This is a genomic window from Actinoplanes sp. G11-F43, from assembly GCF_050589265.1.
GTDB lineage: Bacteria > Actinomycetota > Actinomycetes > Mycobacteriales > Micromonosporaceae > Actinoplanes.
In genome coordinates this window covers 74,944-97,163 of the sequence record NZ_JBNZCE010000009.1, presented here as the reverse complement: position 1 = coordinate 97,163, position 22,220 = coordinate 74,944, and the positions used below count along the sequence as shown (strand labels likewise).

Sequence of the window (22,220 nt, the reverse complement as noted above, 5' to 3'; positions counted from 1 at the left end):
ATCACGTCCCGGATGCGCGACACCCGGCGGGCCGCGCCCGGGTTCCGGTGAACGGCGCTTGACTGTGCCCTAAGGGCACGGAGTCACATGGAACGGACGGTACGAACCGGACGAACCATGGAGGCTGGACATGAAACGACGGCATGGCATCGCCCTGCTGGGGGCGCTCGGCCTGGCCGGAACGTTCATCGCGGTGATGCCGCCGGCACAGGCGGCCGCCGAACCCGTGTGGGAGGCCTGCCCCGCGACAGTGATCACGGCGCCGCACACGGCACAGTGCACGAAGGTTCAGGTTCCGCTGGACTACAGCGACCCGGACGGCGCCACGATCGAACTGATGGTGTCGCGGATCGCCAGCAAGAAGCCGGAGAAGCGGCGCGGCATCCTGATGTTCAACCCGGGCGGGCCGGGCGGCACCGGGCTCGATCAGCCGGCGTTCCTGGCGAACCGGGGCATGCCGGCTAGCGTGCTGGACTCGTACGACCTGATCGGCATGGACACCCGCGGGGTCGGCCATTCGTCGCCGGTGAGCTGCGGTTTCCGGGCCGACGACGCCTATTGGGCCAACATTCCGCCGTACGCGCTGAACGACACCACCGCCGTGGCCGAGCAGTCGGCGCTCGCCGCCGAGGTGGCCCAGCGCTGCGCCGGCAACGACTCCGACGGCCGGCTGCGGCACATCACCACCGCGAACATGGCCCGTGACCTGGACCGGATCCGCGTCGCGCTGGGCGAGGAGAAGGCCAGCTTCTACGGGGCCTCCTACGGTTCGGCGCTGGGTGCCGCGTACGTCTCGCTGTTCCCGGAGTCCACCGACCGGATCGTGCTGGACAGCAACATGGCCGACACGCACCTGGACCGGGCCTCACTGCGCCGGTACGCGCACGGCTTCGAGGAGACGTTCCCGGACTTCGCGAAGTGGGCGGCCGAACGGCACGGCTCCTACGGCCTGGGCCGGACGGCCGCGCAGGTCCGTAAGACGTACTTCGCGATCGCCGAGCGCCTGGACCGGGCCCCGGCGGCGGACGGGACGACCGGCGCGCACTTCCGCTACCTGACCTTCGCCGGCGTCTACCACCCGATGCAGTACGGCCGGACCGCCCACATCTGGCAGTCGCTGCTCGGCCCGGCCACCGTCGAGGCCCCGCCGGTGGAGCCGGGCACGCCGCATCCGGTCGACAACGCGCTGACCGTCTACCTGGCGACGACCTGCAACGACGTCGACTGGCCGGAGGATCTGGCGACCTACCAGCGGGATGTGGCCGCGGACCGGAAACGCTATCCGCTGTACGGGGCGGCGGCCGCGAACATCCTGCCGTGCGCGCACTGGAAGTGGGAGCCGGCCGAGCCGCCGGTGCCGATCAGCAAGCAGGGGGCGGCGAACATCCTGCTGCTGCAGAACCGGCACGACCCGGTCACCCCGGCGGTCAACGCGGCCCTGTTGCAGGAGAGGTTCGGCAAGCGGGCGAAGCTGGTCACCGCCGAGGAGAGCGGCCACGGCGTGTACGTGCTCAGCGACAACGCCTGTGCGCTGGAGCTGACGACGGCGTACCTGGTCGACGGCCGGATGCCGGCCCGGGACACCACCTGCCGTAACTGAGACGGTGTTGAATGGCGGCATGCGGATGAGGGGCGGCTGGAGCACCCGTGAGATGGCCGAGTTCACCGGCACGACGGTGAAGACGGTCCGGCACTATCACCGGATCGGGCTGCTCGACGAGCCGGAGCGGGACACCAACGGCTACAAGAAGTACGGGATCCCGCACCTGCTCCAGCTGATGCGCATCCGCCGGCTGGTCGACGTGGGGGTGCCGCTCGCCGACATCGCCGCCGTTCAGGAGTCGCCCGAGGGCGCGGAGCAGACGCTTCGCGCCCTCGACACCGAGCTGGCCGCCAGTATCGAACGCCAGCAGCGGATGCGCGACCAGCTGGCCGAGTTGCTGCGGCGCCCGGATCTGGTCGGGGCGCCGCCGGGTTTCGAGGCGCACGCGGACGGCTTGACCGAGTTGGACCGTACGTTCATGTTGCTCAATTCCCGGGTCCTGGGTCCGGAGGTGATGGACGTGTTGCGCACGATGGAGGCCGGCCCGCCGTCACCGCAGGCGGTCGAGTTCCAGGCGCTGACCGACGACGCCTCCGACGAGGCGCGGCAGGATCTGGCCGAGCGCTACGCCGTGGAGATCCGCCGTGACATGGACGCCAATCCGGTGCTGGGCGCGGCGGTGGACCGGGTGCAGTCGGGCGGCGATCCGTCCACCCAGCCGGTCCTGCTGCACGCGGTCGTGGAGCTGCTGAACAAGTCCCAGATCGACGTCCTGCAACGCGCCAACGCGATCATCTATCCGCCGGCTGCGGGGCGGGCGTGAGCGGGAGGTCGCGCATGCCGCGGATCGGGGTGGACAGGTAGATGAGCGGGGACGCGATGGTCAGGGCGCCGAAGATCAGCAGGGTGGTGCGGGCGCCGAGTGGGCCGGCGAGGGCGCCGGCGAGCAGGCCGCCGAGCGGGATGGCGCCCCAGGAGACGAACTTGACGGTGGCGATCACCCGGGACAGCAGTTCGGGTGGGCTGGCCAGCATCCGGTAGGTGCGGGTGGTCACGCTGAGCACGACGGTGGCGGTGGCCAGGATCAGGTTGCCGGCGGCGAAGGCGACATAGGCGGTGACGCCGGTGCCGAGCGGGATGATCAGCGCCCCGGCCACGCTCACCGCGGCGGCGATGATCAGGCCGCGGGCGGTGCCGACCCGGTCGGTGAATCGGGTGGTCAGCGCGGCGCCGATCAGGGTGCCGAGGCCGTCGGCGGCGAGCAGCACCCCGACCAGTAGCGGCGAGGCGCCGAGTTCGCGGACCAGGTAGTACGGGAACAGGGCGAGCATCGCGCCGCAGACGAAGTTGGTGACGGTGGCGTCCCACATGGCCGGCCCGATGATCGGGTGCCGCACCACGTAGTGCCAGCCCTCGCGGATCATGGTGGCCATCGGCGGGCGTTCGGCCGGCTGCCGCACCCGCCGGGCCGGGAGGGTGCGCAGCAGCAGCGCGGAGATCAGATATCCGGCGGTGTTGACGAACAGGGTGGGCACCGCGCCGAGCGCCTGCACGGCGAATCCGCCCAGGGACGGCCCGCCGAGCTGGGTGACGGCGTGGGTGCCGGAGTTGAGGCTGTTGCGGGCCTGTAGTTGTGCGGGCGGCACGAGTTCCGGCAGGAAGGTCTGGTTGGCCACGTCGAACAGCACGTTGGCGAAGCTGACCACCAGCGCCACGGCGACCAGCTGGGCCACGGTCAGGACTTCGAACCACCAGGCCAGGGGTACGGACCCGATGGCCAGTGCCCGGGTGAGGTCGAGGACGACCTGCATGCCGCGCAGTGGCAGCCGCTGCACGATCACTCCGGCGGGCAGGCTGATCAGCAGGTACGCCAGATAGCCGGCCGCGGTGATCAGGCCCATCTCGAAGGCCGAGGCGTGCAGCACGGTCAGCGCGGTCAACGGCAGGGCCACCGTGCCGACCGCGGAGCCGAGATGACTTGTCGCGCCGGCGGCCCACCAGCGCCAGAACACACTGAGTTCCATAATGGAACTGACTATAGTGATGAGGGTGAGAAGAGTCGACCTCGCCGACGCGGACTGCGGGATCGCCCAGTCCCTCGGGGTGCTGACCGATTGGTGGACGTTCCTGATCGTCCGGGACATCGCCGGTGGGGTGACCCGCTTCGACGGCCTGCAACGCGGCCTCGGCATGAGCCGCCGCGCGCTGACCGAGCGCCTGGCCGCCCTCACCGAGCACGGCGTGCTGCGCCGGCGGCGTTACACCGACCGGCCGCCGCGCTACGACTACCTGCTCACCGCCAAGGGCGAGGGGCTGCTGCCGGTGCTGATCGCGTTGCAGGAGTGGGGCGACCGGCACGTGCTCGGCGACGGATCACTCACCGCCACGGCGGCGGCCGGCTCCGCGGAGGCACGCCGGATGCACGCCCTGGTCGGACGGAAGATCCCGGACCTGACTGTGGTACGTCATGACGGCTCAGCCGTTCCGCCCGCCGACCCGGACGCGTGGACGGTCCTCTACTGCTTCCCCGGCGCGTTCGTCCCCGGAGCACAGGGCCTGCCACCGTACTGGTCGGACATTCCCGGCGCCCCCGGCTGCACTCTGGAGTCCCGGACGTATGCCGAGCGGGCCGCCGACTTCGCCGCCGCCGGGGCGCGGGTGCACGGGGTCAGCACCCAGCGCCCGGACCAGCTGGCCGCCTTCGCCGAACACGCCGCCCTGCCGTTCCCGCTGCTGTCGGACGCCGACGGGCGGCTCACCGCGGCGCTGCTGCTGCCCACCTTCCGGGCCGCCGGCACCGACCGGCTGAAACGGGCCACCCTGCTGCTGGACCGGGCCGCGACGGTGCGCGCGGTCCAGTTCCCGGTCACCGACCCGGCCGGATCGGTGACCGAGATGCTGCGCCTGGTTCAGGAGCACGCCCGGATCTGATCACCCGGCCCGTTCGGCGGCTACCAGTTCGCGGACGGCGGGGGCGACCTCGGCGGCGAACTCCTCGATGGCCGACGGGTCGTCGCTGGCCAGGATGAACGCGCTGATCCCGTGCTCCAGCGCCAGTCCGGCCAGGTCTTCGGCCCACTGTTCGGCGGGACCGTTCAGGAACGACGTACCGAAGGAACTGAACTGGCCGTTGATGTTGAGCAGACGCCGTACCGCGGCCGGGTCCCGTCCGTTCTCGGCCGCACTGTCGTCGATGTGTTTGTTGATGTCGGCATAATCAGCGGGGCCGTTCGAAAGGTAGGACAGCGACGGCAGCACCCCGTCGGCGGCCCGGCCGATCAGGCGCAGCATCTTCGGCTTGTAGGCGCCCACCCAGATGCTCATGTCGTGCGCCGGCGCCGGACCGCGCTTGAGGCCGTCCGCCTGGTAGTAGGTGCCCTGCACGTTGACCGGCCCGGGACGGCCGTCGTCCCACACCGCGCGGATCACCTTGATCGCCTCGCCGAGGGCGGCGACCGACTGGCCGGGGGTGAGCCGGCGGGCCCCCATCGCCTCGATGCCGTCCCAGAACGCGCCGGCGCCGAGACCGAGTTCGATCCGGCCGCCGGTGAGCCGGTCCAGGCTGGCGTGACTGCGGGCCAGCACCGCCGGCGGGCGCAGGGGGAGGCTGAGCACGTTGCCGCTGAGGCGGATTTTTTCGGTACGGGCCGCCGCGTACGAGATGAGGGTCCAGGTGTCGTGGAATCGGGGCAGGTACGGGTGGTCCTGGAAGGTGGCCAGGTCGAGTCCGGCCCGGTCGGCGACTACCGCCAGCTCGACGGCCTGATGGACCGGCTGGGCGGTGGGGGTGATGAACGTACCGAAGAGAAGGTCGTGTCCGTAATCGGTCATAATGCTCAGGCCTCCACGAAGAAGTTGTCGCGGAACAGGTTGGTCGGGTCGTAGCGCCGCTTCAGCAGGCGCAGCCGTTCCATGGTCGCCCCCGGGAACGCGTCGGCGACCCGTGCAGGGGACGGATCGGTCTCGAAGCTCAGGTACAGCCCGTCGAAGTGCGGCAGCAGCGCCGCCCACCCCTCGTCGACCCGGCGCTTCGACGATCCCATCACGGCGATCGAGAAGTTGGCCGTACGATGGGCGTAAGCGGTCTCGGCCGGGTCCACGTCGGCGACCGCGCCGCCGACCGTCCGGATCTGGAACCAGTGCACCGCCCCGCTCGCGATCAGCGCCGCCGCGGCCGCCGCGAACTCCGGGGTGAGGTGCTCGATCAGCCCGGACCGGGAGACCGGATCACCCTGCCCCTGGTGGTAGCCGTCGGCGGCGTTGGACATCACCGACGCGTACGGCTGCAGGGTCACGTTCTGCTGGTAGAGCGGCGCGACCGCGGCGATCGGCTGCAACGTGTCGATGATGGTCTCCGGGTCGGCGCTGTCGACCATGGCCATCAGCTGGGCGAACGCCGGCTGACCGGGCCGCCGCCCACCCATGATCAACTGCCCGCTGAGGGTGCGTGGCGCGGCCTCGATCGCCCGGCCCCAGTCGACCAGCAGCCCGGCCGGGTCGTCGGCGGCCACCACCAGCTGCGCGAACCCGACGTCACCCACCTCGTCGACGGCGAAGTCGAACGAGGTGACGACGCCGAGGTTGGCGCCGGCGCCGCGGACCGCCCAGAACAGGTCGGAGTTCTCGCCGGCCGAGGCGCGCACCACCGAGCCGTCGGCCAGCACCATCTCGACGCCGCGCAGGTGGTCGATGGTGAGCCCGTGCTCGCGGGCCAGCCAGCCGACCCCACCGGCGGTGGCCAGGCCGCCGACGCCGACACCGCCGTAGTCGCCGGAGCTGAGCGCCCAGCCGTGCGGGGCGAGGAACTGGGCGACGTCCATCCAGCGGGCGCCGGGACCGACCCGGATCAGGCGCTGACCGTGGTCCAGGATCTCGATGCCGTTCATCGCGGCCAGGCTGATCACGATGCCGCCGTTGTTGGTGGACCGGCCGCTGATGCCGTGCCCGGCGCTGCGGATGCCGAGCGGCAGGTCCGGGTGGGCGCGGGCGAAGGCCAGGGCGTCAGAGACCTCCGCGGTGGTACGGGGCCGCAGCACCAGGCCGGGGGCGCCACCGCGCATGTAGGTGTTGCGGACCCGCGCGTAGTCGAGGTCACCGGGTTCGACGGCGGTCTCGGCGAGACTGGCCGGGATCGCGTCGTAGTCGATGCCGTCGCGGCGTCTGGCCAGCACCGACGGCGGCCGGTAGACGGTCGCCGGGCCGGTGTCGCGCAACGACGACCAGGCGTCCAGGGTGGGGAGCTGCTCCGCGCGTACCAGAAAAGTGTCAGCACCCAGAGTGAGCAGCTCGTCGGGGCCGAGGCCGGGCTCGACGATCAGGATCCGGCGGATCTCGCCCGGGTCCCGGCCGGCGTCGGCCGCGGCCTGGTCGATCGTCTTGTGCGCGGTGGCGAGATCGTCGGCGCTCAGCACCGCGAGGTCGGCGAGCCAGGCGTCGGCGTGCCGCCCGGCGGTCCGCAGGCTCTCCGGATCGTTTCCGGACAGCCAGATCGGGACGCGGTGGGCGGGCAGGGGGCCACGCTGCGCTTTGGGCACCCGGTGGTGGGTCCCGGCGAACCGCAACGGCCCGGTTTCGCCGGCGTCCAGGATGCCCTGCACGATTTGTGTCACCTCACCGGTGTGCCGGCCGATCAGGCCGAGATGCAGCCGGCCGCCGGAGAGCAGGTCGAGGCTGGCGGCGGCCCGGCCGATGACTGTCGGCTCCCGGCCGTCGGTGGGGAGCCCGATGGTGGCCAGGCCGACCCGCTCGGTCTGGCCGGCGATCCAGGTCAGCAGGGTCCAGCTGTCCGTCTCCGGGCCGTCGGGCACCGCCACCAGGTCGTACCCGAGCTGTTCGGCCTGGCGGGCGGCGGCCACCGAGGTGACCAGCGCGCCGAATCGCACCCGATGTGTCATGACGTCTCCCGACGGTTGATGTGTCAACTCGTTGATACATCAACCATGGCCCGATCAGCAAACGGACGTAATATTCGACCCGTGACCGCGACACCGGACGTCTCCACCGCCTGGCAGGCCTATCAGCGCATGCGTGTGCTGCTGAACGGGCAGATCAGCCGCGAGCTGGGCCGCACCACCGGGCTGTCCGAAGCCGATTACGACATCCTGTTCTTCCTGGAGCAGTCCGCCGAAACCAGTGTCCGCTCGGTGGCCCTACGCTGCGGACTCGCCTGGGAGAAGTCACGTCTGTCACACCAGCTGCGCCGGATGGAGCAGCGCGGCCTGATCGAGAAATCCCCCGGAGCCATCATCCACCTGACCGCCCGGGGCCGCGAGCAGATCGCCGCCGCCCGCGACTGCCACGAGGCGGCGGTGGCCCGCTACTTCGGCGACGTCCTCTCCGCCGACCAGCTGGCCGCCCTGGCCGCCATCTCCGACCGGGTGGTGGCCCGCCTGGAAGAGGACATGCCCCACCACGGCCGGGACTGACCGGGGCGCGAGGGTTGAGGTGCGCCCTCACTGCTGACGCCGAAAGCGGGCCCAGTCGTGGCCGGCATCGGCGAGTTCACGGAAGTGCGGCGCCGGAGATCGCTCGGCCCATTCCTCGCCCCGGACGGCACAGGCCCCGGCGAACGCGGTGACGGCCTTCGGTGGACTGTTGCGCCAGGCGGGCACACTCGCTGCCCATTTCTCCGCCTCCTCCGGCGTGTGACCGGCACGGATGAGCCGGACGACCATGAGCGCCGTGTCGATCCAAGCGGCCCCACGGCAGGGCATCGCCCAGTCGACGACGGCGATCGACATCGGATCGACCAGGAAATTGGCGGTGTTCATATCGGTATGGACGAGGGTGTCACCGTCGACGACGTCCGAGGTGAGGTATCCGGCCCAGCGCGTGGTCGCCGGCTGGATCCGTACCGGAGGTCGCGGTGCCCGGATGCCCGCCATCGCGGTCAGGGTGCCGGCCAGCCGCGGCAGGTCCGGCGATCCGGGCGTCACATCGAGGTGACGCCCGGGCGCCTTGTCAAAACCGAGCAGGATCCAGCCGACCGCTTCGACATGCCACCGCAACCGCGGCGCGAACGCGGGCAGGTGCGGGTTGAGCCCGGCTTCGCGGCGGTGCAGCCACGCCAGCCGGTGCGTCTCCCGGACGGCTTTGCAGAACACCTCACCACGCTCGGTGTGCAGAATGGCCGTCATGTCGGCGACCGACCCGGCCCGCACCGGCAGCACCCGGCCGACCGCCCCGGTCCGGGCCTCGACCGCCGAGCGGGCGGCGGAGGGCAGCTGATGCCAGTGGAACCGGGGCACGCATCCTCCGTCGCGGTGGGGGCAGAGCGCCGATCACGCTACGCCCCGCCTCCACCGGCTGGCGGCTACTTCGCGGGGGTGTCGTGGCATCCGGCGTGACACTGTGAGCAGTCGCTGCGGGTCTCCAGCGGCCACAGCTCGGTGTCGACCCGGTAGCCGGCCGCGTGATGGCGGCGACGACGTCGGCGAGCTTCACCCGGACGGTCGACACGGCCGGGTCATCGTCCGGCACGTGGTGGATGAACCGGCCCGCCCCGGACCGGCATCTCCGGCGCGAGCTCGGGATGCTCTTCGGCGATACGGGCAGTCAGCCGGCGGAACAGGCCGCTGGAGCCTGCAAACCCATGTCCGTACCTCGATCGGCCCCGACAGCTACCGTCCGAAGGATGGGTGCAGCGTCACCGCTCGTCGCACCGACCCATGTGGTGTGGGTGTCCGCTGAGCTGCGCCAGGCCGTCCACGAGGAGAAACCCGGCGCGAAAGTGCCCCGGGGGTCTACCGCACAGGACCTAAAGCAGGGTCCGGTAGAAGTCGGCGTGCCGTTCGGCTGCGGCACGCCATGTGTGGGCCGCGGCCAGGGCCCGTCCGGCTGCGGCCCGTGACGGCGACGGATGGTCGACGGCGTCACGCAGCGCCACCGCCAGCGACGACGGATCGGTGCCGTACAGCACCGTGTCACCGAAGACCTCGCGCAGCACCGGGAGGTCGCGGGTCACCACCGGGACACCGGCGGCCAGGGCCTCCATCGCGGCCAGGCCGAAACCCTCCTTGGTGGACGGGAAGGCGAAGACCGCGGCCCCGGCGACCAGTCCGGGCAGCACATCGTGGTCGACCGGTCCCAGCACGATCGGCTTAACTCCCAGCTCAGCGGCCTTCGTCTCCCACTCGGCGCGGTAGTCGCGGTAGTCGAAGAGCGTTTCGCCGCCGGCGATGACCAACGTCAAACCCGTCAATTTGCCGTACGCCTCCAGCAGCTCGATCGACCCCTTCCGCGGCTCGATACCGCCGACCGCGAGGATGTAGCGACCGTGAGCGCCCGACGGCACGGCAGTGGCGAACCGTGCGGCGTCGACACCGTTCGGGATCACCGTCGGTGACAGCCCCCACCCCTCGTGGACCTCGCGGGCGACAGCCGCCGACACGCACAGATGCGCGAACGGCCGGACGATCGCCTTCTCGTGACAGGCCGCCAGCTCCGGAGTGGTGAACTGGTCCAGGTGGTGGATGGTGCGCACACACCTGTCGACGGCGTTGGCGCTGATGCAGTCCTGGGCGTGCACGATGTCGTACTCGCCGGGCGTGAACGCGGCCCGCAGCACCGCGATCGACCGCAGGATCCGAGGACCCACCCCCTCGTCCGGTACGTCCGGGAACGGCCACGTCCAGCTCGGCCACGACCAGGCCGGCTTTCCCCCACGTACGCGCAAGGATGTTGCCGGCCGGTCCGACCACCTTGGCTTGTCCGAGGAACCGCATGCCACCGGCGACGCCGGTCTGGTTCGAGGAGACGACGACGATCTGGTTCTCGGCGGCACGGGCGCAGTCGTAGAGGCCGAACAGGCGCGACTGCCGGTCCTGGGAGAGTTTCGCGGCGGCGTTGGTGTAACTGGTCGGCCAGGCGGACAGGCAGGCGACTATCTGCGCGCCGTCCACCGCCAGGGCGCGCGCCGACTCGGGGAACGTCTTGTCGTCGTCCATCAGCATGCCGATCCGGCCGGCCGGGGTGTCGAAGGCGGCGAACCCCACACCAACTACCTACCGGTCACGCTCAGCGACGGCTGGACGGGGCGTCAGGCGTCGTACAGCTCGAAATTCGCCGGATCGGGTTCGGGACGGATGTCCACTCCCGCGGCCCGCACGTCCTCGTCGGTGACCGTCAGGTCGGCCCGGTCGCCGAGCATCGCCGCCATCAGGGCGTCGAGCATCTCCAGGTGCCCCTCCCGGGCCTCGGCCACGGCGACCCTGATCCGGTTGAAGGCGCGGTCGACGCGGGCGCCCCGCTCCCCTTCGTCACGCAGCTTCCGATCGATGAGGCTGGACTCCAGAAAACTCGAATAGGGGGTCCGCAACGCGAGCAGCGAATCGGCGGTGGACCGGAACAACATGAAGAGGACCGGCTTGGCGTTGGCGCCCGCACCGCCGTCCAGGCGCACCTCGAAGAGCTGCTGAAGCCCCGCCAGCAACGACACGTAGTGCGCGTGCAGCGCGGCGTTGAAGGTAGGCGACTCCGGGTAGTACCCGCCGAATCCCCGCTGCTGGGCGCCGAGGTAGGCCCGGACCAGATCCCGCCTGTCAAACATGAGTCATCCCCGGATCGAAGAGTGCGATCAACGTGGATCCTGTCAGGACGCCGATCCAGGTGTATGCCGGGATCCCGGCCCGATACCCTTCCGCGATCACCACGGGAGAGGTGGCACGGATGAGGCACTCGTTCGCTGTTTCGATCACTGCGGTCCTGCTCGCCACCGGCTGTTCGGCGACCCCGCCGGCCACCGCCACGGCACCGCCGAGCGCCGCGTCGTCATCACCACCGCCGATCGACGTGCAAGCCCTGGTCCAGGCGGTGATGATCCCGGAGGACAGTCTGACGGACGCCGGCGGCCCGGCCAAGCCCGGCTGGCCCGACGAACTCGGCGCCGGATGGGTGTCCTTCATCTGCCGGGAGCCGGTCGGCACGCCCGACCTGGGCCTGAGCGCCAAATTCACCCGCACCTGGGTCGACCCGGACGCCTGGTTCGTGCAGGTGTCCACCTTCGCCTGGACGAACCACTCCGGCACACAGATGCTCGACCGGCTCCGGGACGCGACAGCCGCGTGCACCGAACCGTTCAGCATGAACCAGGACCTGATCGCCTTCACTCCCGAGATCAAGCTGCCCACGTACCCGGAGGTGGCGGGTTTCGCGCACTGCGCCAGGGTGAAGAACGGCCCGGACCGCAAAGCCGGGAAGAACTGCTACGCGTACGTCGCCAAGGGCAACGCCCTGACCAAGGTGGAACTGCGCAACAGCGGTTCCGGAAAACTGGACGACACGCTGCTCGCCATCACCACAGTGGTGGCGCAGCGACTGCGCCAGAAGGCCTGAACAGTCAAGGAGCGCCCGGGGCCGGTGACAGTGACCCCGTTGCGGACCGTCGAGGACGCCGACCGGGACCGCCGCCTGTCCGCGGTGGTGGAGTCGGCGTCGGGAGCCGAGCTCACGCCGGAGCGGACAGGAGACACCGCCGACACGATCCGCGTCGAACTGGTCCGCCTGAACCGCGAGTTCGCCCACTACGCCCCGGAGGGGCACCCGGCTCCGGAGGTCGAACTACGGTCGGCAGTTCCTCCCGCATGAAGTAAACACATAGACGGCTGAGCATGAGTCGCCATTGTGCACGTCTCGGGAATCGGTATTTTGATCGATGTCCGTGAGTGCGAAATGGGAGCGCGCCGGTGATCGAGACACGCACGGACCCGGAGACCCGCACGTTCGGGCCGGTGGAGTGGCTGGCGCTGCTGCTGGTGCTCCTGGTCGTCTTCCGCGGGCCGATCGGCGGGCTGGTCTCCGATCCGCGATTGCAGACGTGGACGACGGTGTTCGTGTCGGTGCTCGTACAGGCGGTGCCGTTCCTGGTCTTCGGGGTGGTGTTGTCGGCGCTGATCGCGGTGTTCGTGCCGCGGTCGTTCTGGGCGCGGGCGCTGCCCCGGCATCCGGCGGCCGCCGTGCCCGCGGCGAGCCTGGCGGGGGTGGTGCTGCCGGGCTGTGAGTGCGGCAGTGTGCCGATCGCCGGTTCGCTGATCCGGCGGGGTGTGACTCCGGCGGCGGCGCTGGCGTTCCTGCTGGCCGCCCCGGCGATCAACCCGATCGTGCTGACCGCGACGGCGGTGGCCTTCCCGGACGATCCGGAGATGGTGGTGGCCCGCGGCCTGGCCAGCCTGGTGGTGGCGGTGGGGATCGGCTGGCTGTGGCTGCGGCTCGGCAAGACCGAGTGGATCAAACTGCCGCGCCGCCCGGACCTGGACGGCGATTCGAAGTCACGGGCGTTCTGGGCGTCCTGCCGCCACGACGTCATGCACGCCGGCGGGTTCCTGGTGGTGGGCGCGGCCGCCGCCGCGACGATCAACGTGATCGTCCCCGAGTCGTGGTTGCGGGCGCTGGCCGCCGAACCGCTGCTGTCCATCCTGGCGCTCGCGATTCTGGCCGTCCTGCTGTCGATCTGCAGTGAGGCGGACGCGTTCGTGGCCGCCTCGCTGTCCCAGTTCTCGCTGACGTCAAGGCTGGTGTTCCTGGTGGTGGGACCGATGGTGGACCTGAAACTGATCTCGATGCAGGCGGGCATGTTCGGCCGGGTGTTCGCGTCCCGGTTCGCGCCGGCCACGTTCGTGACGGCGGTCGTGGTGGGCACCGCGTTCGGGGTGGTGGTCTGGTGAACCGGCAGGCGCAGGCGGTCGTGATGCTGCTGTTCGGCGGCGCGGTCCTGAAGGCGGGTCTCACCGACATCCATCTGCGGTACGTGAAGGAGGGCCTCCGCCCGTTCCTCCTGATCGCCGGGGCGCTGCTGGTGGTGGCCGCGGTGATGACGCTCTACCACGAGTTGCGGCCCACCGGCGACGCCGAGCACGCCCACCACGAACCACGGGTCGGCTGGCTGCTGATCCTGCCGGTCATCGGCCTGCTGCTGGTGTCGCCTCCGGCGCTCGGCTCGTACGCGGCGGGCCAGGCCGGCACCGCCCTGGCGGGGGCTTCGTCCGAGTCGGAGTTCGGGCCGCTGCCGCCGGGTGATCCGGTGCCGTTGAGCCTGATGAGTTACGCGTCGCGGGCGGTGTTCGACGAGGGCCGCAGTCTCTCCGGGCGCAACCTGCGGCTGATCGGTTTCGTCAGCACCGGCCCGGACGGGCGCCCGCTGCTGGCCCGGATCACGCTGGCCTGCTGTGCCGCCGACGGCCGCCCGGTGAAGGTGGGGTTGACCGGCGCGGTGACTGTCGGCGCGCCCGCCGACTCCTGGGTGCAGGTGATCGGGCGCTATCACCGCCGGGTGGACAAGGATCCGGTCAACAACGCGGCGGTGCCGTATCTCGAGGTGACCGATTGGCAGCGGATTCCAGCACCTCGGAAGCCGTACGAATGAAGCATCTCGGTCTTGTGATCGCCATCGCCGCGACCGCGGTGCTGATCGTCAGCGGGGGTGATCCACCGCCCGCCGGGCCGCCGCCACAGATCGCGATCACCAGCCTGGCTTTTCGACCGCTGCTGTTTCTCGACACCCGGACCGCGGTGGGTACGGCGGCCAGCGACGACGACCGCTTTCTGCGGCTGCTGCGGCACAGCCCGGACGGGTCCGTGCGGGAGCTGCGCCGGGCGGCCGTCGAGCACCGTCCGGTGTTCAACGGGCTGATCGTCGCCGGTGACGATATCGTCTGGTCGGAAGCGGACAACACCCGGATGCCGCAGATCTGGGCGGCGAGCGGTCGCGGCGCCGGGAAGCCCCGGCTGCTGACCGAGGACGCCGGGGACGCGACCCTGTACGGCAGCGAGTACGACCTGGTGCACCACGACGGCCGGGTGTATTGGACGGCCCGCACCCCGGACGGCACGGTCACCGAGATCCGGTCGGTCGCACTGACCGGAGGCCGGGTCGAGGTCACCCGGGAGAACGGTGAGTGGACGCTCGGGCCGTGGCCGTGGCTGGACGACGGGGCGAGTGACGGCGCGGCCGCCACCCTGATGCGCAACCGGGACACCGGTCAGGAGATCACCGTGCCCACCGCCGGGGCCGAGTTCGCCGCGTGCAGCCCCACCTGGTGCCGGGTGATGGTCCTGGCGGACGATGATCTGGCCCGGATCGACGTGATGCGCCCGGACGGGTCGCAGCGGCGGCGGATCGCCGGTGGCACGGCCCGCACCGGGGTCCCGGACGTGGCGATCCTGGACCGGTTCGAGATCCTCGCCGAGCCGGGACCGGAGTCGGCCACCACCGGCACCGCGGCCCTGCTGCTGCACGACCTCGGCACCGGTGACACCGTCGAGCTGGCCCCGGACGCCAACGACGCGCAGAGCCGCGACGGTTTCGTCTGGTGGTACGGCAGTGACGCCCGGTGGCGGGTCCTGGACCTACGGACGGTCTGAGACGAAGGCCAGCACCTCGTCGACCAGCCGCCCGGTGGCGTCGTCGCGCAGCGCGTAGTAGACGTTGCGGCCCCGGCGCGCCCGGCTGATCAGCCCGGCGTGGCCGAGGTTGCGCAGGTGGTGGGCGACCGCTGTGGGGTGGGCGTCGACCACCTCGCACAGTTGCGCCGGGGTGGCCTCTCCGGCCCGCAGCAGCACCAGGATGTGCAGGCGGTGCTGGTAGGCCATGCCGCGCAGGGCTTCCACGGCCCGGTCCAGGTGGTCCGGTTCGATGCTCATGCCGTCGCCACCGTCCGGGCCATTCGCGACAGCGGCCAGGAGACCGCGAGGAACAGGGTGGCGATCAGGGCGATGCTGGCGCCGGCGGCCACGTTCCAGCGGCTGGACACGTACAGCCCGGCCAGCCCGGCGCCGATCGCGAACAGTACCGCCAGCCCGGTGACGACGGCCTGCCGGTGGGACCACAGGCGGGCCGCGGCGGCCGGGGCGACGATCAGGGACAGGGCCAGGATGGTGCCGACGGCCGGGACCACGGTCACCACCACCACTTCGATGGTGAGCAGCAGAATCACATCCCAGACTCCGACGGCGACCCCGGCGGCGCGGGCCCCGGCCGGGTCGAATCCGGTGTAGAGCAGCGGCCGGGCGCCGACGGTCAGCACGGCGGACACCACGACCAGCACCCCCGCGGTGATCATCAGATCCGTCTCGGTGACCGTGAGGATCGAGCCGACCAGGAACGACGACAGGTCCCGGTTGAACCCGTCCTGGGTGGCGACCAGGGCGGCGCCGAGCGCGAACCCGCCGGACAGCAGCACTCCGGTGGCCGCCGCGGCGTCCTGTCCCCGCCGGCGGGCCAGCGCGGCCACCCCGAGCGCCACCACGGCACCGGCGAGCACCCCGCCGAGCAGCAGGTTGACACCGATGATGGCGGCGGCGACCACCCCGGGGAAGGTGGCGTGGGTGAGTGCCATGGTGAAGAACGCCAGCTTCCGGGCCACCACCCGCACCCCGATCAGGCCGGTCAGCGCGCCGACGAGGATCACCTCGGCGATCGCGCGGTGCATCACGTCGTCCACGCGCGAACCCTCCGCACCGGTAGAAGCAGCAGGTAGAACAGCACGAGCACGAGGACGACCGACGAGGCGGCGGGCAGGGCCACCCCGTACGACAGGGACGCGGTCCAGCTGAGCAGGAGGCCGGCGTACCCGGCGGCGAGCACCGCGACCGTGCCGACCACCGCCATCACCGCGAGCCTGCCGGTGACCAGCCGGGCGGCGGCGGCCGGGACGATCAGCAGGGCCACCACCAGGATGGTGCCGACGGCCCGGACCGCGGCGACCACGACCAGCGCGAGCAGCACGTTGAGCCACAGGTCGAGCCAGCCGGTGCGCAGTCCGGCGGCGGCCGCCCCGGCCGGGTCGAAGGCCCGGAACAGCAGGACCCGGGCGCCGACGGCCAGCGCGACCAGGATGACCACGGCGAGCACGGCGGTCTCGGCGAGCTGTCGCGGGGTCACGGTCAGCAGGCGGCCGAAGAGGAAGGCGGTCAGATCCGAGGTGTACGAGGTCCGGCGCGACACCAGGATCACCCCGATCGAGAACATCGCGGTCAGCACGACAGCGGTGGCGGTGTCGTCGGACAGGTCGACCACCCGGGTGAGGACGGTGAGCACCACGGCGGTCAGCAGCCCGGCCAGCAGCGCACCGAGGAACAGGCCGTCCACCCCGGAGGCGACGAATCCGATCACCACGCCGGGGAAGACGGTGTGGGTGAGCGCGTCGGAGACGAACGACAGCCGGCGGACGAAGACGAACACGCTGACCGGGCCGCAGATCAGCGCGAGCAGGGCGATCTCGGCCAGCGCCCGGCTCATGAAGGGCAGCTGGAACGGTTCGATCACGGTTCCACCAGCAGCATCCGGCCGTCGGAGACTTCCAGAGCGGATCTGCCGTACGCCTGGCGCAACGGTCCCGCGGTCAGGGTCTCGGCCGGCGGGCCGAGTGCCCACTGCCGCCCGTTGATCAGGCACACCCGGTCGGCGAGGTCGCGGGCGACGGCCAGGTCGTGGGTGCTGAACACGACGGCGGTGCCGGCCTCGGACGCCTCGCGCAGCACCCGCAGGATGGCCTCCTGGCTGACCGCGTCGACGCCGTTGAACGGTTCGTCGAGCAGCAGCAGGCTCGGTTCGGCGGCGACCGCGCGGGCCAGCAGGACCCGCTGGCGCTGGCCGCCGGAGAGGGTGCCGAAGCGGTGCCGGGCCCGGTCGGCGAGCCCGACCCGCTCCAGCGCGCCGGTGACAGCGGCCCGGTCGGTGGCGCGGGCAGGGCGCCACCAACCGAGCCGCCGATAGCGGCCCATCATCACCACCTGCTGGACGCTGACCGGGAAGTCCGGGTCCAGGCTGCCGCTCTGCGGCACGTATCCGGCCTGGCCACGGGCCTTCGCGGGGGTTCGCCCGGCGACGGTGGCGGTGCCGGCCAGCACTTCGGTGAGGCCGAGCATGGACTTGATCAGGGTGGTCTTGCCGGCGCCGTTCGGGCCGATCAGGGCGAGCCGCTGCCCGGCATCCACGTCGAGGTCGACGCCGGTGACGACGGGTGTGCCCTGGTATCCGACGCTGACTCCGGTGTAGTGCAGGACAGCGGTCGCCACGTCAGCCGGCCAGCGCGTCGACGATGGTCTTGGTGTTGTGCCGTTCGGCACCGAGGTAGGTCTCGCCGGGCGTGCCCGGACCACCGAGGCTGTCGCCGTACAGGGCGTCCTCTCCGGCGACGACCTTGACACCGGCCTGCCGGGCGATCAGTTCGGCGGTCTCCGGCGGCAGGGAGCTCTGCGCGAAGACGGCCTTGGCCCCGGTGGCCTTGATCTTCGCGACCAGGTCGGTGACCTGCTTGGCGGAGAGTTCGGCGTTGTTGCCGGCGGTGGAGAAGACCGAGCCGACGAACTCCAGGTCGTAGCGCTGGATGTAGTAGCCGAGCGCGTCGTGGTCGGTGACCAGCTTGCGGTCCGCCTTGGCGATCTTCTCCCAGGCGGCGGCGTTCTCGCTGTCCAGCTTGTCCAGCTCGGCGGCGTACGCGGTCAGGTTGGTGCTGAACACGCCGGCCTGGGCGGGGTCGGCGGCGGCGAGGCCCTTCTGGATGTTCTCGACCATGATCTTGGCGTTGCGCGGGTCGTGCCAGATGTGCGGGTCGTGCTCCTCTTCGCCCTCGGCGTGCTTCTCCTCCTCTTCCTCGTGGCCGTGCTCGTCCTCCTCGTGGCCGTGCTCGTCCTCGTGGTGGTGGCCGCCCTCGCGCAGGGTCACGCCGGTGCTGGAGTCGACGACCGGGCCGGTGTAGCCGGCCGACTCGATGGTGCGGTCCAGCCACTCCTCCAGGCCGACCCCGTTCTTGACCAGTACCTTGGCGGTGGCGATGGCCTGCATGTCGGCCGGGTTGGGCTCGTAGTCGTGCGGGTCCACGTTGGGCTTGATGATCTGGGTGACGCTGACCGCGTCGCCGCCGATGGTGCGGACGAAGTCGGCGATCTCCGGGGTGGTGGCGACGACGGCGAGCTTGGGCACCGGCGCGGCGGGCTGCCCGGCTTCCGGTTCGGGGTCGGCGCCACCGCACCCGGCGATCACGGTGGTGGCCGCGGCGACGGCCGCGACACGGAACAAAAGGCCGTACTTCATCGATTCCACTCCTGTCACTGAGGAGCGGAACGATAATCGTTTTCACAAATTATCGTCTAATGGCAAATTGACTATGTGTCCACATCCGGTCCGCGCTCCCGCTCTTCGAAGAACTGAGAGATCGCTGGGAACTTCCGGGCGGCAGGCGACGACTACACCCTGACCCGAACGCCGATACCCCCGCGAGGACACCGATGGCGGTAAGCACCGATGTCTCCACACCCGTCCCGACCGTCAGAACCGCCGGCCGCCGCAGCTTCGGCCCACTGCTGCTGCGCCTGCACTTCTACGCCGGGATCCTGGTCGCCCCGTTCATCCTGATCGCGGCGAGTACCGGATTCCTGTTCACCCTGGTCCCCACCCTCGACAAGATCGTCTACAGCTCCGAGCTGACCGTCGCCACCACCGGGGACGCGACCTTGCCGGTGGCCCGGCAGATCGACGCGGCCCGGGCCGCCCATCCCGACGGAGACCTGATCGCCGTACGGGTGGGTGAGGGCGACGCCACCACCCAGGTCGACTTCAGCCACCCCTCGAATCCTGATCTGGCGCACACCGTCTACGTCGACCCGTACACCGGCGACCCGGCCGGGCAGCTCACCACCTGGTGGGGCGCCACCCCGCTGAACACCTGGCTCGACCAGTTCCACCGCGACCTGCATCTGGGCCCGACCGGCGAGCTGTACTCCGAGTTCGCGGCCAGCTGGCTGTGGATCCTCGCCCTCGGCGGCGTGATCCTGTGGTGGCGGCGGCAGCGCGGCCGGCGTACCGCCAAGTCCCTGCTCGCCCCGGACCTGGCGGCCAAGAAGGGCGTCCGGCGCACCCGCAGCTGGCACGCCGCCCTCGGGGTGTGGCTGGCCGCCGGCATGCTGATCCTCTCGGCCACCGGCCTGACCTGGTCCGGGTATGCCGGCGCCAACTTCGCCGCCGCCCTGGACGAGTTGAAGGGCAACCGCCCGTACGTCACCACCACCCTGGACGGCACCGCCGCCGCCTCCTCGGGCGGTCACCACGGCTCGTCCGCGGCCGCCGCCCCGGTGGATCCGGCCGCCGTCGACACCGTGCTGGCCACCGCCCGCGGCGCCGGCCTGGACGGCCCGCTGGCGATCACCCCGCCCGCCGACACGGCGAGCGCCTGGACGGTCACCCAGAACGACAACGTCTGGCCGGTACGCCTGGACAGCCTCGCCGTCGACTCCACCGGCGCCGTCGTCGACCGGGTCGACTTCGCCGACTGGCCGTTCCTGGCCAAACTCACGTCGTGGGGGATCAACGCCCACATGGGCCTGCTGTTCGGCCCGGCCAACCAGATCGTGCTGGCCGCCCTGGCCCTCGGCCTGATCACCCTCATCGTCTGGGGTTACCGGATGTGGTGGCAGCGCCGCCCCACCCGGGCCGGCCGCCGCGCCCCGGTCGGCACCCCACCGGTCGGTCCCGGCGCGTGGCAGCAGCTGCCCACCTGGGGCATCGTGGTCGGCGTACCACTGGTGTTCGGCCTGGCCTGGGCCCTGCCGCTGTTCGGCCTCCCGCTGGCCGCGTTCCTGCTGGTGGACCTGCTGATCAGCGTGGTCCGCAAGCGCCGCACCCCACCGCGGGTCCCGGTCTCCCCCGCCCCCGCCGGCAGCTGACCCACCGCTGAGAGGACGGGCCCGGCCGTCGCCGGCCGGGCCCGTCCCTCTATCCGTAGTTGTACATACCCGCGTACGGGTCGGGTTCGCCGGTCCACGGGTCCACCCCGGAGCGCACGCGGCGGGTGTGCTCGGTGCGGTTCAGGTACATCGCGGCGCCCCGCCCGAACAGGTAGGTGTCACCCAGTGGGCAGGCCGGGAATGCCCCGGCCAGGTGGCGGCGCAGGAACTCCACCATGCCGACGTCGTACCGGCTCCAGTTGCCCTGGCCCCGGTTCCAGACCAGCACCGGCCAGCGGGACGGGTCCGGGTCGGTGGCGTCCCAGCACAGGTTGTCGCCCTCCGAGTCCAGCGCCCACAGGATGAGCAGCGGATCCGTGCCGGCCAGGTCCGGGTCCTGAGGCAGGCTTCCACGCCGGTGGCCCGGTTGCCGTTGCCGGCGTCGGTGTCGCCGTGTTCGACCCAGCCCTGGCCGTTGCGGGTGCAGTCGTCGCGTTCGTCGGTGTCCTGGTCGGTGCCGGGGCCCGGCGGGCGGCGGGTCGGCTCGGGTTTCGGTTCCTCGTCGGCGGTGTCGTCGGCGGTGCGTTCCTTGACCTCCTCGGAGGACTATAGATACAGATGTATCAATTGATATGCCCCGCTTCCATTGACGCTCATCAAAGCCGTCCCTAGCGTTGTCATCCCCACGCGAAAGGGCGTCGACATGCTCCGAGGCATACGTCGCACCATGCTGGCCGCGGCCACCCTGCTGCTGTCACTGGCGATCGCCGGCCCACCGGCCGGCGCGCACGACCCGGGAACCCCGGAGGGAAAGGCCGAACAGGCGGAACTGCTCCGGATCTACGAGCCCACCTGGCGCAGCGGCGAGGCCATCGCCGACGCCACGGTCACCTGCGTCAACGGCAAGGCCGGCAGCTACCCGTGCAAGAACGTCGACCTGCTCGCCTTCCTCCCGCAGTCCGCACTGGGCGGCGGCGGATCATCCAGCATGTGGTACTGGACGGACAGCCTCAACGGCAGCGAGTACATCCTGTACTGCCGGTCCAACGGCGTCTCGTTCGTCAACGTGACCGACCCGAACAACCCGCGCTACCTGGGCAACCTGCCCGCGGCCAACGGTGTCAGCTCGTCGTGGTGCGACATCCGGACGTACAAGAACTACGCGTACATCGGTAAGGACTCGGTCTCGCACGGCATCCAGATCTTCGATCTGACCAAGCTGCGCAACGTCACCACCACCCAGACCTTCACCGCGGCCGCCCGCTTCACCGGCATCACCAACAGCCACACCCTGTGGATCAACCAGGCCACCGGATTCCTGTACGTGTCCGGCGCGAACACCTGCAGCAAGGGCCTGACCATCTACAACATCCAGAACCCGCTCACCCTCTCGCTGGCCGGCTGTTACAGCAGCGCGGTCTACTCGCACGAGTCGGTGGTGGTCAACTACACCGGGCCGGACACCCGCTACACCGGCCGGGAGATCGCCTTCAACTACACCGGCCAGGGCCGGACGTTCCAGATCCTGGACGTGACGAACAAGTCGAGCATCAAGGTGCTGTCCAGCGTCACCCACCCCGGCGCCGGCTTCATCCACCAGGGCCACTGGACCAGCGACTTCAAGCACATGATCGTCAACGACGAGACGATCAGCACCGCCGGTGGCAGCCCCGACTTCGTCTACAACATCGAGAAGCTGGACGCCGCCCGGTACGTCGGCAAGGACATCGCGACCCGCGGCACCTTCGTCAACCACAACGGCTACACCGTCGGCAACCGGCACTTCCAGGCCTCCTACCGCGGTGGCCTGCGGATCCTGGACACCACCAACGCGGCGTCCGCCGCACTGCCCGAGGTCGGCTACTTCGACGTCGACCCGTCGTCCAACTCCAGCGGCTACAGCGGCAGCTGGATGGCCCTGCCCTACCTGAAGAACGGGGTGGTGGCCGTACAGAGCATCGGTGTCGGCCTGTTCCTGGTCCGGCCCACCGGAACGGCGGCAGTCAGCTGACCAGCGAGT

23 protein-coding genes and 1 pseudogene are annotated in these 22,220 nt (G+C 70.8%); 11 read left to right on the top strand and 13 right to left on the bottom strand.

The genetic code is table 11. The features are described from left to right. The first annotated feature begins 130 nt into the window (after positions 1 to 130). Together ACQ0O7_RS10530 and ACQ0O7_RS10525 are read left to right on the top strand one after the other, a co-directional pair. Positions 131 to 1,600, top strand: coding sequence for an alpha/beta hydrolase (locus ACQ0O7_RS10530; RefSeq protein ID WP_430781724.1), 1,470 nt, complete (start codon positions 131 to 133; stop codon positions 1,598 to 1,600). A gap of 19 nt (positions 1,601 to 1,619) precedes the next feature. Next, entirely contained in the window at positions 1,620 to 2,366 is a 747-nt protein-coding gene (locus tag ACQ0O7_RS10525; protein ID WP_430781722.1) for a MerR family DNA-binding transcriptional regulator, read from the top strand. Here ACQ0O7_RS10525 and ACQ0O7_RS10520 read toward each other — a convergent pair. Beyond that, positions 2,335 to 3,567 (bottom strand): MFS transporter, encoded by a 1,233-nt coding sequence (locus ACQ0O7_RS10520; RefSeq protein WP_430781721.1) that lies wholly within the window; start codon positions 3,565 to 3,567, stop codon positions 2,335 to 2,337. The genes ACQ0O7_RS10525 and ACQ0O7_RS10520 overlap by 32 nt on opposite strands. A 25-nt stretch (positions 3,568 to 3,592) precedes the next feature. Between ACQ0O7_RS10520 and ACQ0O7_RS10515 the strand changes: the two genes are divergently transcribed. Then, positions 3,593 to 4,474, top strand: coding sequence for a winged helix-turn-helix transcriptional regulator (locus ACQ0O7_RS10515; protein WP_430781719.1), 882 nt, complete (start codon positions 3,593 to 3,595; stop codon positions 4,472 to 4,474). Here ACQ0O7_RS10515 and ACQ0O7_RS10510 read toward each other — a convergent pair whose 3' ends face one another. Together ACQ0O7_RS10510 and ACQ0O7_RS10505 are read right to left on the bottom strand one after the other, a co-directional pair. Continuing rightward, positions 4,475 to 5,374 carry an LLM class flavin-dependent oxidoreductase gene (locus tag ACQ0O7_RS10510; protein WP_430781718.1) on the bottom strand — a complete coding sequence of 300 codons (900 nt, stop codon included), beginning with the start codon at positions 5,372 to 5,374 and terminating at the stop codon, positions 4,475 to 4,477. 5 nt (positions 5,375 to 5,379) lie between these two features. Then, a complete protein-coding gene (locus tag ACQ0O7_RS10505; RefSeq protein WP_430781717.1) occupies positions 5,380 to 7,437 on the bottom strand; it encodes an LLM class flavin-dependent oxidoreductase in 2,058 nt (685 codons plus the stop codon). An 81-nt stretch (positions 7,438 to 7,518) separates the two neighbouring features. Between ACQ0O7_RS10505 and ACQ0O7_RS10500 the strand changes: the two genes are divergently transcribed. Further along, positions 7,519 to 7,968, top strand: coding sequence for a MarR family winged helix-turn-helix transcriptional regulator (locus ACQ0O7_RS10500; protein WP_430781716.1), 450 nt, complete (start codon positions 7,519 to 7,521; stop codon positions 7,966 to 7,968). A 27-nt stretch (positions 7,969 to 7,995) separates the two neighbouring features. Here the strand turns inward: ACQ0O7_RS10500 and ACQ0O7_RS10495 are convergent, their stop codons facing one another. The 4 genes and pseudogenes from ACQ0O7_RS10495 to ACQ0O7_RS10480 all read right to left on the bottom strand — a co-directional run bounded on the left by ACQ0O7_RS10495 (position 7,996) and on the right by ACQ0O7_RS10480 (position 11,090). Beyond that, the gene (locus ACQ0O7_RS10495) at positions 7,996 to 8,790 is read right to left on the bottom strand and encodes a phosphotransferase (protein ID WP_430781715.1); all 795 of its coding nucleotides are present in this window, start codon (positions 8,788 to 8,790) and stop codon (positions 7,996 to 7,998) included. Positions 8,791 to 9,299: 509 nt separating this feature from the next. Continuing rightward, positions 9,300 to 10,139, bottom strand: coding sequence for an MSMEG_0565 family glycosyltransferase (locus ACQ0O7_RS10490; protein WP_430781714.1), 840 nt, complete (start codon positions 10,137 to 10,139; stop codon positions 9,300 to 9,302). An 85-nt stretch (positions 10,140 to 10,224) separates the two neighbouring features. Next, positions 10,225 to 10,488, bottom strand: a pseudogene (locus ACQ0O7_RS10485) (carbon-nitrogen hydrolase family protein); the annotation flags it as partial. Between the two features lie 92 nt (positions 10,489 to 10,580). After that, a complete protein-coding gene (locus ACQ0O7_RS10480; protein WP_430781713.1) occupies positions 10,581 to 11,090 on the bottom strand; it encodes a hypothetical protein in 510 nt (169 codons plus the stop codon). Positions 11,091 to 11,209: 119 nt separating this feature from the next. Between ACQ0O7_RS10480 and ACQ0O7_RS10475 the strand changes: the two genes are divergently transcribed. The 5 genes from ACQ0O7_RS10475 to ACQ0O7_RS10455 all read left to right on the top strand — a co-directional run bounded on the left by ACQ0O7_RS10475 (position 11,210) and on the right by ACQ0O7_RS10455 (position 14,899). Continuing rightward, positions 11,210 to 11,875, top strand: a complete 666-nt coding sequence (locus ACQ0O7_RS10475) for a hypothetical protein (RefSeq protein WP_430781712.1) — start codon at positions 11,210 to 11,212, stop codon at positions 11,873 to 11,875. Between the two features lie 24 nt (positions 11,876 to 11,899). Beyond that, a complete protein-coding gene (locus tag ACQ0O7_RS10470; protein ID WP_430781711.1) occupies positions 11,900 to 12,127 on the top strand; it encodes a hypothetical protein in 228 nt (75 codons plus the stop codon). Positions 12,128 to 12,225: 98 nt separating this feature from the next. After that, the gene (locus ACQ0O7_RS10465) at positions 12,226 to 13,203 is read left to right on the top strand and encodes a permease (protein ID WP_430781710.1); all 978 of its coding nucleotides are present in this window, start codon (positions 12,226 to 12,228) and stop codon (positions 13,201 to 13,203) included. Next, positions 13,200 to 13,901, top strand: a complete 702-nt coding sequence (locus ACQ0O7_RS10460) for a TIGR03943 family putative permease subunit (protein ID WP_430781709.1) — start codon at positions 13,200 to 13,202, stop codon at positions 13,899 to 13,901. Before ACQ0O7_RS10465 ends, ACQ0O7_RS10460 begins: the two co-directional genes overlap by 4 nt. Then, positions 13,898 to 14,899, top strand: a complete 1,002-nt coding sequence (locus ACQ0O7_RS10455; RefSeq protein ID WP_430781708.1) for a hypothetical protein — start codon at positions 13,898 to 13,900, stop codon at positions 14,897 to 14,899. Before ACQ0O7_RS10460 ends, ACQ0O7_RS10455 begins: the two co-directional genes overlap by 4 nt. Here ACQ0O7_RS10455 and ACQ0O7_RS10450 read toward each other — a convergent pair. The 5 genes from ACQ0O7_RS10450 to ACQ0O7_RS10430 are packed head-to-tail and all read right to left on the bottom strand — an operon-like array spanning position 14,885 to position 18,572. Continuing rightward, positions 14,885 to 15,178 carry an ArsR/SmtB family transcription factor gene (locus tag ACQ0O7_RS10450; RefSeq protein WP_430781706.1) on the bottom strand — a complete coding sequence of 98 codons (294 nt, stop codon included), beginning with the start codon at positions 15,176 to 15,178 and terminating at the stop codon, positions 14,885 to 14,887. The two genes, ACQ0O7_RS10455 and ACQ0O7_RS10450, sit on opposite strands and share 15 nt — an antisense overlap. Then, entirely contained in the window at positions 15,175 to 15,978 is an 804-nt protein-coding gene (locus ACQ0O7_RS10445; RefSeq protein WP_430781704.1) for a metal ABC transporter permease, read from the bottom strand. The genes ACQ0O7_RS10450 and ACQ0O7_RS10445 overlap by 4 nt, the downstream gene beginning before the upstream one ends. Continuing rightward, the gene (locus tag ACQ0O7_RS10440; protein WP_430781703.1) at positions 15,966 to 16,802 is read right to left on the bottom strand and encodes a metal ABC transporter permease; all 837 of its coding nucleotides are present in this window, start codon (positions 16,800 to 16,802) and stop codon (positions 15,966 to 15,968) included. Before ACQ0O7_RS10440 ends, ACQ0O7_RS10445 begins: the two co-directional genes overlap by 13 nt. Next, a complete protein-coding gene (locus ACQ0O7_RS10435; protein WP_430781702.1) occupies positions 16,799 to 17,554 on the bottom strand; it encodes a metal ABC transporter ATP-binding protein in 756 nt (251 codons plus the stop codon). Before ACQ0O7_RS10435 ends, ACQ0O7_RS10440 begins: the two co-directional genes overlap by 4 nt. 1 nt (position 17,555) lies before the next feature. After that, a complete protein-coding gene (locus tag ACQ0O7_RS10430) occupies positions 17,556 to 18,572 on the bottom strand; it encodes a metal ABC transporter substrate-binding protein (protein ID WP_430781701.1) in 1,017 nt (338 codons plus the stop codon). 194 nt (positions 18,573 to 18,766) lie between these two features. On the opposite strand from ACQ0O7_RS10430, the gene ACQ0O7_RS10425 reads away from it, so the two are divergent. Next, positions 18,767 to 20,200, top strand: coding sequence for a PepSY-associated TM helix domain-containing protein (locus ACQ0O7_RS10425; RefSeq protein WP_430781700.1), 1,434 nt, complete (start codon positions 18,767 to 18,769; stop codon positions 20,198 to 20,200). Between the two features lie 49 nt (positions 20,201 to 20,249). On the opposite strand, the gene ACQ0O7_RS10420 is transcribed toward ACQ0O7_RS10425, so the two are convergent. After that, complete coding sequence (locus ACQ0O7_RS10420; RefSeq protein ID WP_430781699.1) at positions 20,250 to 20,489, bottom strand: hypothetical protein; 240 nt, start codon at positions 20,487 to 20,489, stop codon at positions 20,250 to 20,252. Positions 20,490 to 20,903: 414 nt separating this feature from the next. Here ACQ0O7_RS10420 and ACQ0O7_RS10415 point away from each other — a divergent pair, with 414 nt between their 5' ends. Continuing rightward, positions 20,904 to 22,211, top strand: coding sequence for a choice-of-anchor B family protein (locus ACQ0O7_RS10415; RefSeq protein ID WP_430781698.1), 1,308 nt, complete (start codon positions 20,904 to 20,906; stop codon positions 22,209 to 22,211). Positions 22,212 to 22,220 lie beyond the last annotated feature (9 nt).

Bases quoted from the DNA above. Each gene is read 5' to 3' on its own strand.
- ACQ0O7_RS10530 (WP_430781724.1), top strand. From the start codon at position 131: ATGAAACGACGGCATGGCATCGCCCTGCTGGGGGCGCTCGGCCTGGCC.
- ACQ0O7_RS10425 (WP_430781700.1), top strand. From the start codon at position 18,767: ATGGCGGTAAGCACCGATGTCTCCACACCCGTCCCGACCGTCAGAACC.
- ACQ0O7_RS10430 (WP_430781701.1), bottom strand. From the start codon at position 18,572: ATGAAGTACGGCCTTTTGTTCCGTGTCGCGGCCGTCGCCGCGGCCACC.
- ACQ0O7_RS10450 (WP_430781706.1), bottom strand. From the start codon at position 15,178: ATGAGCATCGAACCGGACCACCTGGACCGGGCCGTGGAAGCCCTGCGC.
- ACQ0O7_RS10475 (WP_430781712.1), top strand. From the start codon at position 11,210: ATGAGGCACTCGTTCGCTGTTTCGATCACTGCGGTCCTGCTCGCCACC.
- ACQ0O7_RS10505 (WP_430781717.1), bottom strand. From the start codon at position 7,437: ATGACACATCGGGTGCGATTCGGCGCGCTGGTCACCTCGGTGGCCGCC.
- ACQ0O7_RS10455 (WP_430781708.1), top strand. From the start codon at position 13,898: ATGAAGCATCTCGGTCTTGTGATCGCCATCGCCGCGACCGCGGTGCTG.
- ACQ0O7_RS10525 (WP_430781722.1), top strand. From the start codon at position 1,620: ATGCGGATGAGGGGCGGCTGGAGCACCCGTGAGATGGCCGAGTTCACC.
- ACQ0O7_RS10480 (WP_430781713.1), bottom strand. From the start codon at position 11,090: ATGTTTGACAGGCGGGATCTGGTCCGGGCCTACCTCGGCGCCCAGCAG.
- ACQ0O7_RS10520 (WP_430781721.1), bottom strand. From the start codon at position 3,567: ATGGAACTCAGTGTGTTCTGGCGCTGGTGGGCCGCCGGCGCGACAAGT.
- ACQ0O7_RS10510 (WP_430781718.1), bottom strand. From the start codon at position 5,374: ATGACCGATTACGGACACGACCTTCTCTTCGGTACGTTCATCACCCCC.
- ACQ0O7_RS10415 (WP_430781698.1), top strand. From the start codon at position 20,904: ATGCTCCGAGGCATACGTCGCACCATGCTGGCCGCGGCCACCCTGCTG.